A 12550-nucleotide genomic window follows, 5' to 3' on the forward strand; every position below is an offset into this window, starting at 1 on the left:
TAATAACTGAAGACTAAAATGGATAGGGTATACAATTCATCTAGAGAGGAGTAAAACAACTATGCCAAAGGTACACACTCTATATAAAAGTCTAATAGCCATACCCATTATAGCTTCAACGATGATTCCTTCAACTACTATGGACAAGTCAGCAATTGGTGGCGTTGTGCACGCACAAACTCAAACCTTTAGCACTCAGACAGAAACGAATAAATTGCCATTGGGCTCTCCTGATCTGCAGGAAACGAGAAAAACAGTGGAAGTAGCACCGGGGGTTACTCAGACCGATATCAAACGGGGTACTAGGTCTGATTCAGATGTCTATACAGTAGATGTGAAATTTGTTAAAACACATGATGAGGCCGAAAAGTTGTCAGGCAAGCTCACTTCCCAGGGCTATCATCCACGGATAGAGACAATATCCAACCGGCCTGCCGACGATAATGAACAAGGTCCTCTTGGCTACCTTGTACGAGTTGGATCCTATACGACAGAAGACAATGCCAAAGCCATGCAGCAAAAGCTAGAAGCTGATGGATATACAGGGCTTAAAACAGTCTATACAGGCGAAGACGGAAAATCAACCACCGGTCCATGGAACGTGAACATTCTTGAGGTTGATCCCGATCAATATAAAGGGCACCTAAGTCCAGCATTGTCTAATGATGTGGTAACCGGAAAAGAGACGGTTACCAGTTTGGGCCAACGCCATCATGCGATTGCAGGAATAAATGGCGGATATTTCGTCATGGCAGACAGTGACGGTACACCAGGAGATCTTGCGGGTATATCCATGATTGGCGGGGAACTCATAAGCGAGGCAGTAAATAACCGCTCAAGTCTTATCATCCCTTCATCATCAGGACAAGATGCATCGATTTCTTCCATTTCCTCCAAGCAAACGGCCGTCTCTTCAGATGGCATTAGCCGTGAGGTTGATGGATTAAACCGGAAGCCAGGCCAGATCCGCGGCTGTGGAGGTGTAGGCGGAGACGCACCTACAGAACTGCCAAAACACGATTTTACGTGTACAGATGGAAGTGAGTTAATTCAGTATACTTCTTCATATGGAGAAACAGCCGATTCCGGAGTGGGAGCAGAAGCTGTTTTAGACGCTGCTGGAAAAGTAGTCCAGGTCCGCTACAGCCGGGGAGGAACGATTCCAAAAGAAGGCTCAGTATTGGCTGGAACGGGTGAGGCAGCATCTTGGCTTCAAAAACATGCCAAAGCAGGAATGAAAATATCGGTTAACAAAAACATAAATGAGGATGGTCAACCGTTAAAAGTGGAAGACTCCACTGAGCTGATCAACGGCGGCCCGCGTTTATTAAAAGGAGGAGAGGTAAGCCTAAATCCGGTGGAAGAAGGGTTCCATATGAAGGACAATCCTGAATTTTATTACAGATTTGGAGAACGCAGAAATCCGCGGACACTTGCAGGAATTAAACCAAATGGAAACCTGCTGTTTGTTACCATTGATGGGCATGAACCCGGCTGGAGTGTAGGAGCTAATTTTAATGAAAGTGCCGCTGTAATAAAATCACTTGGCGCAAAAGACGCGCTAAATTTAGATGGCGGTGGTTCAACCACAATGACTGTCGGCAACAAACTCAAAAACAGGCCTTCAGATCCAACAGGAGAACGTCCAATTGGAGATGCGATTCTTTTACTTCCATAATAATAATTAAAGCTGCGGGATTAACCCATAAGAGGCTGACTCATAAAGTGCAAGCACCATATTTATACACCATATATAGTTGTGTTCTTCATTCATAAAAGAACACTATAGTGTGTAGAGGTGCCTTGCGCTTTTGCCTTTGAGTCAGCCTCTTTGTGAAAAGGGAATGCGAAGTTAATAAACAACCATATAGAGGCAGTGTATTCAACTAGTTTATCCCTTTTCACCTAACCGTTAAGTATTTAGAAAATTACATAGGATATGTTCCGCACACAAGTTCACCCATGGGAAAGAGAACAATGCCTGTCTAAGTATGAAGTTTCAAAACCCTTATCACTTTCGGTGGTAGGGGTTTTGTTCCTATTTAATATAAAACATCCAGTTACTTTATGGGAGGTAAATTTGCGGCTGTTCTTCTCACAGATATTTTTGATTTACGATTGACAAGATATATGCTGGCAATGATCAGGAGTAATCCGATTAAAAGTGTGTTGGTGAACGGCTCATCCAAAAATAAGATACCAATTAAAATTGAGATGATCGGCACGAGAAAATTAAAAGAAGCAATCATGCTTGCATTTCCTCTAGAGAGCAAATGGAAGTAGATCAACCACGCAATGGCTACAGAAAATAAAGCTAAAAACAACATGGTCAGAACAAAGGGAAAACTCCATGTAATGCTGGACCATTTCTCTACTCCGCTGCCTGCTCCTGTCATGATCAGTCCGCCAATAATACTTTGAATGGTAATCAGCCAGATCCCATCGACTTTTGTGCTGATTGATTTCATATAAACGGTACCGATTGCCCAGCTTAAAGCAGTACAGACCCCGAGCAGCAGGCCAAAGAGAGAAATATGAGAAGATAATCCTCCAAGGCTGACGGTAGCCACTCCGGCAAAACCAAGAATCAAACCTGTAAGTTTACGTGCTGTCATGGTTTCTCCCATCCAAAACCACGCAATAATACCAATCAGCACAGGTTGTAAATAAACAATGACACTAAATAATCCTGCTGGCATAAACTTCAGTCCAATGGTTTGCAGGCCATAGAACAAGACCGAATTAAACAGACTGGAGAAAAAGTACATCTTCCAGTTTCTGTTAAGGTCCATTTTTTTATATCGTGGCAAAGCAAAAAGAAACAATAGAATTCCGGCTCCAAGTGATCGGAAACCCGATAAGAGTACAGGAGGGCAATAATGAAGTGCTACCTTGGAAATCGGCCAGGTAAGGCCCCATATCAATACTAGAATAGCAATGAAAACGATGTTTAATAAGGGGACTGAATGATGTTTCATCGTAGATCCTTCCTTAAAGTTTGACGTGAAAGGTGAGTAAGTTAAATATATCTAGTAGATATGCTGATTAAAAGATATATGAAAATTTTTATTTTCCAATTAGACCAACTTGACGGAAACAATGATTCATTGTTCTACTATTGAATCAGCTGCAGAGACATGAAGAAGACACAGCCAAATAATGCAGTGTCTTTCGTTACGCAGTTATTAAATTGAAAAGGGATATTTCTGATGGATGACCTGAAGAAAAGCAGAGACATTTCTGTTTTCCTGGACAATGGGCGAATAAAGGTAGGAAAATTTTCGGTTAAAGAAGTAATTCTGGATTTTTATAATAGACAGGTTGCCGTACTTTACATCCCGTTCGATCACGCTGCCGGAAAGCAGTGACAGCCCCAGCCCATGAATGACGGACTCTTTAATGCCTTGATTGGAGCTGATCGTCAGCAGAGACTTTGTTTTCAAACCATTGGATCTGATGACATGATTAAGATAATCACGAGTTCCGGATCCCGTTTCCCTTGATACCCATTGCTGATTTTGCAGATCATCTATGGTCACTTTGTCCTTGGAGGCAAGGGGGTGGCTTGGGGAAGAAACGATAAAAAGTTCATCACTCATAAATGGATGGACAGAAAGCTCCTTTTCGTTTGTTTGCCCTTCAATCAATCCAACATCCACTTTGTAGTTGCGCACGGATCCAACGATTTCTTCCGTATTTCCAATCAGCACTTGCAGCTGAAGCTCTTTGTGTTGTTTTTGCAGCGCATAAAGAAGTGAGGGGAGGATATATTCTCCGATTGTAAAACTGGCCCCAATCTTCAGCTCACCTTTAATCGTTGTATGGTGCTCTCCAATCTCCTGCCGGGCTTGTTCGTAAATCGTAAGGATCAGTTTTGCCCGGTCATATAATATCTCACCTGTAGGCGTAATTTGCAGAAACTTGGGTGAGCGGAGAAAAAGCTTGGTTTGAAACTCTTTTTCCAGATTTTTAATATGCAAACTGACACTCGGCTGAGACATCCGAAGAAGTTCTGCTGTTTTTGTAAAATTTTTTACCTCGGCCAGGGTGACGAACGTTTTTAATGCATCAAAATACATTTTTTAAAACATCCTTTATGATTAGTAATCTTAATGATAACGATAATTAATATGTATTTTACTAATGTTTTGTACTGAGGTAAAGTAGAGGATATAAATTTTTTAAGGGTTCTGACTATTTTTAAGATTAAAACCGAGTTAATGGATAGAAATAATTTAGTCTTAACCTAGAGGGAAACTTTTAAAGTGAAATGACGGAAAATAAAGTTTTATATTTCAATGTGAGGTGTTATCATTGCAACTTCAGGCAACAAACAGTCCATTCGATCAGGAGCAAGCTGAGCTCCTTAACAAGCTGATACCGACGTTAACTGAAGCACAAAAGCTTTGGCTTTCGGGTTACTTAGCGGCTTCTCAGTCACTTGCAGCACCAAGGGGACCAGCAGCTGTTGTAAAGCACGGCTCCATTTTGCCCGTTTCTAAAGAAGTAACCATCCTTTACGGATCTCAAACCGGGAATGCTCAAGGCATTGCGGATAACAGCAGTAAAGCTCTCAAAGAGAAAGGTTATGAGGTAACGGTTTCTTCCATGAGTGACTTTAAACCGAATCAGCTAAAGAAACTCAAAAACCTGCTGATCATTGTTAGTACACATGGAGAAGGAGATCCGCCGGATAATGCGATTTCGTTCCATGAATTTGTCCATGGCAAAAGAGCTCCAAAACTAGAAGATCTTCGTTTTTCAGTCCTGTCACTAGGTGACAGTTCCTACGAGTTTTTCTGTCAGACGGGCAAAGATTTTGATAAGGTCCTGGAAGAGCTTGGGGGTAAACGCCTGACACCGCGTGTGGATTGCGATCTCGATTATGATGAGCCGGCAGCAGAATGGCTTTCAAAAGTAATATTAGGCTTAAATGAGGCACAAGGAGAGACTGCAAGTGAAGCTTTTCAAGAGGCTTCAGCAACCCTAGCCGAAGAGGCAACGTATTCCCGGACCAATCCATTTCATGCAGAGGTCCTGGAAAATATTAATTTGAACGGACGCGGCTCGAATAAGGAGACCCGCCATTTAGAACTTTCGCTTGAAGGGTCGAATCTATCTTTTGAACCGGGTGACAGTCTTGGAATCTACCCTGAAAATGATCCGGAACTGGTTGATTTGCTTCTTGAGGAATTACATTGGAATCCTGAAGAAATTGTAACAGTGAACAAGCAGGGTGATGTGGCAGCTCTGAAGCAGGCGCTTATCGCCAATTTTGAAATTACAGTTTTAACAAAGCCGCTGCTTCAGCAGGCAGCACAGTTAACTGAAAATGAAAGACTGCATGAACTAATGTCTGCTGGGCATGAGAGCGAGCTGAAAAGTTATCTTTCAGGCCGTGATCTTCTGGATCTCGTTCATGACTTTGGCCCATGGGCCGTTTCACCACAGGACTTTGTCAACATTTTACGTAAAATGCCAGCTCGTTTGTATTCGATTGCTTCGAGCCTGAATGCCAATCCGGACGAGGTTCATCTAACCATCGGCGCTTTGCGTTATGAATCCTTCGGACGCAGCCGCAGCGGCGTTTGTTCCATTTTATGTGCTGAACGGCTGGAGCCAGGGCACACACTTCCAGTTTACATTCAGCACAATCAGAATTTTAAACTGCCAGCGAACGGTGAAACACCGATCATTATGGTAGGACCTGGAACAGGAGTAGCGCCTTTCCGGGCGTTCATGCAAGAACGTGAGGAAACAGGTGCACTAGGGAAATCATGGATGTTCTTTGGAGAACAGCATTTTGTCACTGATTTCCTTTACCAGACAGAATGGCAAAAGTGGCTGGAGAATGGGGTGCTGACAAAAATGGATGTGGCGTTTTCCCGTGACACCGAGGAAAAAGTATATGTACAGCATCGTCTGCTTGAACACAGTAAAGAACTCTTCCATTGGTTAGAAGAAGGTGCTGTTTTATATATCTGCGGAGATGAGAAAAACATGGCCCATGATGTTCATCAGACACTGATCGGAATCATTGAAAATGAAGGCAGCATGACCCATGAACAAGCGGAAGAGTACGTGGCCCGCATGCAGAAGGAAAAACGTTATCAGCGTGACGTGTATTGACCGGCAACAGAAAGGAGTTTAAACAGATGTCAAACCCATTATTAAAAGCACCGGAAGGCAAACCGAGTGATGTGGAACGCATAAAAGAAGAGAGTAATTATTTACGAGGTACGCTGAAGGAAGTGATGCTTGACCGGATCAGTGCAGGTATCCCGGATGATGATAACCGCCTCATGAAGCATCATGGCAGCTATTTGCAGGACGACAGAGACCTTCGTACGGAGCGGCAGAAACAAAAGCTTGAACCAGCTTATCAGTTCATGCTCCGTGCAAGATTGCCAGGGGGAGTCGTGACGCCTTCTCAATGGCTGGTTTTGGATCAGCTGGGCAACAAGTATGGTAATGGAACATTAAAATTAACCACACGACAGACGTTTCAAATGCACGGCATTTTAAAATGGAACATGAAAAGGACCATTCAGGAGATCCATGCATCAATGCTCGATACGATTGCAGCTTGCGGTGACGTAAACCGTAATGTGATGTGCATCTCCAATCCTTATCAATCAGAAGTTCATTCTGAAGTGTATGAATGGTCCAAAAAACTCAGTAATTATCTCTTGCCAAGAACGAGAGCGTACCACGAGGTTTGGCTGGATGAAGAAAAAGTAGCAGGCACTCCAGAAACGGAAGAAGTTGAACCGATGTACGGACCGCTTTACTTGCCGCGTAAATTTAAAATCGGCATTGCAGTTCCACCCTCCAATGATATTGATGTCTTTTCACAGGACCTCGGTTTAATCGCCGTCGTAGAAGATGGGAAGCTAATTGGATTTAATGTGTCCATTGGTGGAGGCATGGGAATGTCACATGGAGATAAAGCAACCTATCCGCAGTTGTCAAAAGTGATTGGGTTTTGCGCACCGGACCAGGTTCTTGAGGTGGCTGAAAAAGTCATTACCATTCAGAGAGATTATGGAAACCGTTCACAGCGTAAAAACGCCCGCTTCAAATATACAGTCGACCGGTTAGGTCTTCAAACCGTTAAAGAAGAGCTGGAAAACCGTTTAGGCTGGAGTCTGGATGTAGCGAAAGACTTTTCATTTGAAGATAATGGAGACCGGTATGGCTGGGTACAGGGTGTGCAGGAGAATTGGCATTTTACTCTGTTTGTTGAAGGCGGCCGTATCGCGGATTTTGAAAACTACAAGCTGATGACCGGTTTAAGGGAAATCGCTAAGGTCCATACAGGGGAATTCCGTTTGACCGCCAACCAGAACCTTATAATTGCCAATATTACGAGAGAGAAGAAACAAGAGATTACAGAGCTGTTGGAACAGTATGGAATGCTCGACAGCCAAAATGTTTCTGCGATCCGGCGCAATTCCATGGCATGTGTAGCCCTTCCTACTTGCGGTCTAGCCATGGCGGAGGCAGAACGCTATCTTCCGGTGCTAATGAACAAGATTGATAACATAGCTGAAGAAAACGGCTTGAGAAACGAAGAGATTACCGTTCGGATGACGGGTTGCCCCAATGGATGTGCCCGCCATGCGCTAGGTGAAATTGGGTTTATCGGTAAAGCGCCAGGAAAATATAACATGTATTTGGGTGCAGCGTTTGACGGCAGCCGATTAAGCAAAATGTATCGTGAAAACATAGGAGAGGAAGAGATTTTAAAAGAATTGAAGATGCTGTTCCCTAGATTTGCGAAAGAACGCGAAGAAGGCGAACACTTTGGAGACTTTGTGATTCGTGCGGGCATTATAGAAGCAACGACGGACGGTACAAACTTTCATAACTAATATAATCCTTATAACTAAAACAGCGACCCTGCCATGCTTGCGGGGTCGCTGTTTTTTGCTTTTCTTTATTGAAGTGTTCGATATACACCGATTACTTTACCAAGGATGGTCACGTTTTGCAGCAAAATTGGAGATAAAGCGGCGTTTTCCGGCTGCAGGCGAATGTGGTCTTTTTCTTTAAAAAAGCGTTTTACAGTCGCTTCATTTTCTTCTGTCATGGCCACAATGATGTCACCGTTTTCAGCTGTTGGCTGCTGCTTGACTACCACGAGGTCCCTGTCGTAGATGCCAGCTTCTATCATACTGTCTCCTTCTACAGTTAACATAAAAACATTATCGTCGCCTACAACATGTTCTGGCAATGAAAAATATTCATCAACGTTTTCGATTGCTGTAATCGGTGAACCCGCGGTAACTTTACCGATGATCGGTACATTAACGGATCGCGTTCTGGTTATGATCTGATCTGATTCGAGGCCGAGCACTTCAATGGCCCTGGGTTTGGTAGGATCACGCCTGATCAGCCCCTTTTTCTCAAGTCTGGATAAATGGCCGTGTACGGTTGAGCTTGATGCCAGTCCAACTGCTTCACCGATTTCCCTGACTGATGGTGGATAGCCTTTCGCATTTACTTCTTCTTTAATAAAGTCCAGGATATCGATTTGCCTTCTGGATAATTTTGTCATGATTACACCTCATTCACTGAATACTCTTGAAAAAAGTATAGCATGCAGGAACAAGATATACAAACATAAGTTCGAAAAAAACCCTTGTAAAGAACAGGTGTTCCTATTATAATGAAAATTAATAAGAACACATATTCGCAAAGGGGAGATATATGATGAAGGGATTTTCACCGGTATTTATGCTATTATCTATTGTTGCAGCAGGTTTTATTATGTTCGCTTATCAGTCTCACGCAGAAGGATCCAGAGAATATATGGAGATTACCGTTAATAAAGGTGATTCACTTTGGGAGATCGCCGAAGAATATACGAAGGACAAAGGTTCAAATTGGGAATTTGTCAACTGGGTTGAAAAGAATAACGGAATACAGGCAGGAACCATTACCCCAGGACAGAAATTAACAATACCGATCAAGGCAGAAGAAAACAGGTGAGGCACAATTGAAATCGATCATTTATTGCAGAGTAAGCACCGAAAAGGAAGAGCAGACATCCTCTTTATCCCGGCAGGAAGATGAATTGAGACAGCTGGCAGTCAGCCATGGGTTTGGCATTGTCTCTGTCATAAAAGATAGAGAAAGCGGATACAGCCTGGAACGGGATGGTTTGTTTGAGGTGATCGAGCGGGCCCAAAACGAAGAATTTGATGTTCTTCTTGTAACGGATGATACCCGCTTGGGCAGGGGGAACGCCAAGATCGTTCTTCTTCACGAACTTCAGAAGAGGAACATTAAAGTTTATACCTTCAGCAGCCAAGGGGAATACCATCTTTCCGAAGCAGAGTCTATGGTGCTTGAAATCGTTGCCGTTGTAGAGGAATATCAGCGCAAGCTACATAACTTAAAGATAAAAAGAGGAATGAGGAAGGCTGTTCAAAAAGGCTATAAACCACAAAAGAATTTAAAGAACATCCATCATGGAGGAAGAGACCGGAAGGTGCTTCCGGTTGATGAAATCATCCGGCTTAGAGGAATGGACCTTACGTTTGCAGAAATTGCCGTTACGCTAAGGGGTTTTGGATATGAAGCATCAAAAGCGACAGTTCACCGCAGGTATAAGGAGTATTTAGAAAGTGCTCCGACTGGAAACTCTACTTAATATTCGTTACGATAGGAATATCGAAGAAAAAGGAGAGGTGTTCCATGCTTACACCAGATAAACTGGAACGGATAAATTTTCTTGCCAAAAAATCTAAACAAGAAGGTTTATCAACAGAAGAAGCCAAAGAACAAAAGCAATTAAGGGAGGAGTATCTGAAAAACGTCAGAACTTCTTTTCAAAATAGATTGCATTCATTGAAGATCATTGACCCGGAAGGCAATGATGTAACACCGGATAAACTAAAAGAAAGTAAAAAAAGCCAGAACAATATGAAGCATTAAGGAAAAAGTCCTGATTTCAGTTCAAAGAAATCAGGCTTTTTTGTTGTTGCAAAATTCAGAATTTCGTATATACTGTTATATAACAACTGTGAAAGGGGAGAACACCTTGGCCTTTTCAATAACGGATTCAGTGGTCAGACTGTATAGTGAGATCGATCTTAATGAAGGTGAGGCGCTCCGGTTGTATGCGCGATATGCCGGCAGTGCAAGCAACGGCGGATACTCATTAGGCGTAATCCCGGCTCAGCCGGCAGACGGTGATGATATTCAGGAAGTAAGCGGATTGAAATTTTGTATTAAACCGGATGACCGCTGGCTCGTAGATGATATGAAACTGGACTACGATGAAGGGGAAGATATCTTTTATTGTGAGTTCCCTGCGTTAAACTAAATAAAGGAACCTGTATTATAACAAAGAGTTATAAAGTTATAATGCAGGTTTTTTTATTTGTATCAAAGATAGATTTTATGGGACACTATTGGTGGGCATTGTGCTTGTATAAAATGTGCAATATGTTTATGATGGTATCGAGAAATCTTTTACATATGTAGATGAAGGGATGATTAAATAATGTCTACTGCTTCAATTGACCAATTATCAATCAACACTATCCGTACCTTGGCTATAGATAGCATTGAGAAAGCCAAATCTGGACACCCTGGTATGCCAATGGGTGCTGCACCGATGGCTTACAGTCTTTGGACGAAATTCATGAACCACAACCCGGAAAATCCTGAATGGTTTAACCGTGACCGTTTTGTGTTATCTGCAGGGCATGGCTCCATGCTGCTTTACAGCTTGCTCCATCTTTCAGGCTATGACTTGTCCATGGAAGACTTGAAACAATTCCGCCAATGGGGAAGTAAAACGCCAGGGCATCCTGAGTACAAACATACGGCTGGTGTAGATGCTACTACAGGACCGCTTGGACAGGGGATCGCGATGGCTGTAGGTATGGCAATGGCAGAACGCCATCTTGCTGCAACTTACAACAAAGATGGATTTGAAGTTGTTGACCACCATACGTACTCCATCTGCGGAGACGGGGACTTAATGGAAGGTGTATCTGCTGAAGCTGCGTCACTTGCAGGCCACCTTGGACTCGGAAAACTTGTTGTTCTTTATGATTCAAATGATATCTCTCTTGATGGAGATCTTCATCTTTCGTTTTCTGAGAGTGTAGAAGACCGTTTTAAAGCATATGGTTGGCAAGTACTTCGTGTAGAAGACGGAACAAACCTTGAAGAGATCGAAAATGCGATCGCAGAAGCAAAAAAGGATACTTCACATCCGACGTTAATCGAAGTAAAGACAGTAATCGGATACGGTTCTCCTAACAAATCCGGTAAATCAGCTTCTCATGGTGCCCCTCTTGGATCTGATGAAGTAAAACTGACAAAAGAAGCCTACAATTGGGTGTTTGAAGAAGACTTCTTCGTACCTGATGAAGTAAGTGATCACTTTGCTTCATTGAAAGAAGAAAGCATAAAGAAAGAACAGGAATGGAATGAGTTATTTGCACGCTATGAAAAAGAGCACAGTGAAGCTGCAGCTCAATTAAAAACAGCGATCGATAACAAATTACCAGAAAACTTTGATGCGAATCTTCCTGAATTTGATAAAGCTGTTGCGACAAGGGCTTCTTCAGGAAAAGCATTGAATGCTTTTGCAAAAAATATTCCATGGTTGTTTGGAGGGTCTGCTGACCTTGCAGGATCAAACAACACGATGCTTACTGGAGAAACAAACTTCAGCCGTGAAAATTACAGCGGCCGCAACATCTGGTTTGGAGTAAGGGAATTTGCGATGGGAGCAGCTGTTAACGGAATGGCGCTCCATGGCGGACTGAAAGTATTCGGTGCAACGTTCTTCGTATTCTCAGACTACTTGCGCCCGGCAATCCGTCTGGCTTCCATCATGAAGCTTCCAGTAACCTATGTATTTACCCATGACAGTGTAGCAGTTGGTGAAGACGGCCCTACCCATGAGCCGGTAGAACAGCTTGCGTCACTCCGTGCGATGCCTGGACTTTCTGTCATCCGCCCAGCAGATGCATATGAGTCTGTTGCTGCGTGGAAGCTGGCTCTTGAAAGTGTAGATCAGCCAACTGCTCTAGTATTAACAAGACAAAACCTTCCGATTCTAGAAGGCACAAAAGAAAGTGCATATGAGAATGTCAAAAAAGGTGCATATGTTATTTCTGAAGCTGAAGGTACACCTCAAGCATTGCTGCTCGCTTCTGGTTCTGAAGTCAGCTTGGCGATCGAAGCACAGAAACAATTAAAACAAGAGGGTATCCAAGTTTCTGTTGTTTCTATGCCTTCATGGGATCGTTTTGAAAAGCAATCTTCAGAATACAAAGAGAGCGTTCTTCCTTCATCGGTAAGAGCAAGACTCGGTATTGAAATGGCGGCATCTCAAGGCCTTCACAAATATGTTGGTTTGGATGGTGACACAATAGCGATTGACAAATTTGGTGCTTCAGCACCTGGAGAAAAAATTATTGCTGAGTACGGCTTTACGGTCGAAAATGTTTCTAATAAATTAAAAGCCTTATTGAATAAATAAGCTGTAGAAACCCCGGAGAAAATATGCTCCGGGGTTTCT

The 12550-nt window shown here is 42.9% G+C and carries 11 protein-coding genes; 8 read left to right on the forward strand and 3 right to left on the reverse strand.

Features of this window, described 5'->3' with window-relative positions; translation table 11 throughout:
* Window positions 1-61: 61 nt before the first annotated feature.
* Complete coding sequence (locus tag LCY76_RS10870) at window positions 62-1678, forward strand: phosphodiester glycosidase family protein (RefSeq protein ID WP_248252648.1); 1617 nt, start codon at window positions 62-64, stop codon at window positions 1676-1678.
* A gap of 382 nt (window positions 1679-2060) precedes the next feature.
* On the opposite strand, the gene LCY76_RS10875 is transcribed toward LCY76_RS10870, so the two are convergent.
* Window positions 2061-2978, reverse strand: coding sequence for a DMT family transporter (locus LCY76_RS10875; protein ID WP_248252649.1), 918 nt, complete (start codon window positions 2976-2978; stop codon window positions 2061-2063).
* Between the two features lie 207 nt (window positions 2979-3185).
* The gene (locus tag LCY76_RS10880; protein ID WP_248252650.1) at window positions 3186-4079 is read right to left on the reverse strand and encodes a LysR family transcriptional regulator; all 894 of its coding nucleotides are present in this window, start codon (window positions 4077-4079) and stop codon (window positions 3186-3188) included.
* Window positions 4080-4314: 235 nt separating this feature from the next.
* On the opposite strand from LCY76_RS10880, the gene LCY76_RS10885 reads away from it, so the two are divergent.
* Complete coding sequence (locus tag LCY76_RS10885; protein ID WP_248252651.1) at window positions 4315-6129, forward strand: assimilatory sulfite reductase (NADPH) flavoprotein subunit; 1815 nt, start codon at window positions 4315-4317, stop codon at window positions 6127-6129.
* Between the two features lie 26 nt (window positions 6130-6155).
* The gene (gene cysI / locus LCY76_RS10890) at window positions 6156-7874 is read left to right on the forward strand and encodes an assimilatory sulfite reductase (NADPH) hemoprotein subunit (protein ID WP_248252652.1); all 1719 of its coding nucleotides are present in this window, start codon (window positions 6156-6158) and stop codon (window positions 7872-7874) included.
* A gap of 65 nt (window positions 7875-7939) precedes the next feature.
* Here cysI and lexA read toward each other — a convergent pair whose 3' ends face one another.
* On the reverse strand, window positions 7940-8560 hold the full coding sequence (lexA, locus tag LCY76_RS10895; RefSeq protein WP_053354394.1) for a transcriptional repressor LexA: 621 nt from the start codon (window positions 8558-8560) through the stop codon (window positions 7940-7942).
* A 152-nt stretch (window positions 8561-8712) separates the two neighbouring features.
* On the opposite strand from lexA, the gene yneA reads away from it, so the two are divergent.
* The 5 genes from yneA (at window position 8713) to tkt (ending at window position 12511) form a co-directional block, all read left to right on the forward strand.
* On the forward strand, window positions 8713-8994 hold the full coding sequence (gene yneA, locus LCY76_RS10900) for a cell division suppressor protein YneA (RefSeq protein WP_248252653.1): 282 nt from the start codon (window positions 8713-8715) through the stop codon (window positions 8992-8994).
* Between the two features lie 7 nt (window positions 8995-9001).
* Window positions 9002-9658, forward strand: coding sequence for a YneB family resolvase-like protein (locus tag LCY76_RS10905; protein ID WP_248252654.1), 657 nt, complete (start codon window positions 9002-9004; stop codon window positions 9656-9658).
* 44 nt (window positions 9659-9702) lie between these two features.
* Window positions 9703-9942, forward strand: a complete 240-nt coding sequence (locus tag LCY76_RS10910; protein WP_053354391.1) for a DUF896 domain-containing protein — start codon at window positions 9703-9705, stop codon at window positions 9940-9942.
* A gap of 106 nt (window positions 9943-10048) precedes the next feature.
* Entirely contained in the window at window positions 10049-10333 is a 285-nt protein-coding gene (locus LCY76_RS10915) for an iron-sulfur cluster biosynthesis family protein (RefSeq protein WP_248252655.1), read from the forward strand.
* 180 nt (window positions 10334-10513) lie between these two features.
* A complete protein-coding gene (tkt, locus tag LCY76_RS10920) occupies window positions 10514-12511 on the forward strand; it encodes a transketolase (protein ID WP_248252656.1) in 1998 nt (665 codons plus the stop codon).
* Window positions 12512-12550: the final 39 nt, after the last annotated feature.

It is taken from the genome of Fictibacillus marinisediminis (assembly GCF_023149135.1).
In the GTDB taxonomy this organism is placed as follows: domain Bacteria; phylum Bacillota; class Bacilli; order Bacillales; family Fictibacillaceae; genus Fictibacillus_C; species Fictibacillus_C marinisediminis.

What these genes read in the sequence shown, in the direction of transcription:
- LCY76_RS10870 (WP_248252648.1), top strand. Translation starts at nt 62, where the DNA reads ATGCCAAAGGTACACACTCTATATAAAAGTCTAATAGCCATACCCATT.
- yneA (WP_248252653.1), top strand. Translation starts at nt 8,713, where the DNA reads ATGATGAAGGGATTTTCACCGGTATTTATGCTATTATCTATTGTTGCA.
- tkt (WP_248252656.1), top strand. Translation starts at nt 10,514, where the DNA reads ATGTCTACTGCTTCAATTGACCAATTATCAATCAACACTATCCGTACC.
- LCY76_RS10875 (WP_248252649.1), bottom strand. Translation starts at nt 2,978, where the DNA reads ATGAAACATCATTCAGTCCCCTTATTAAACATCGTTTTCATTGCTATT.
- LCY76_RS10910 (WP_053354391.1), top strand. Translation starts at nt 9,703, where the DNA reads ATGCTTACACCAGATAAACTGGAACGGATAAATTTTCTTGCCAAAAAA.
- cysI (WP_248252652.1), top strand. Translation starts at nt 6,156, where the DNA reads ATGTCAAACCCATTATTAAAAGCACCGGAAGGCAAACCGAGTGATGTG.
- lexA (WP_053354394.1), bottom strand. Translation starts at nt 8,560, where the DNA reads ATGACAAAATTATCCAGAAGGCAAATCGATATCCTGGACTTTATTAAA.
- LCY76_RS10880 (WP_248252650.1), bottom strand. Translation starts at nt 4,079, where the DNA reads ATGTATTTTGATGCATTAAAAACGTTCGTCACCCTGGCCGAGGTAAAA.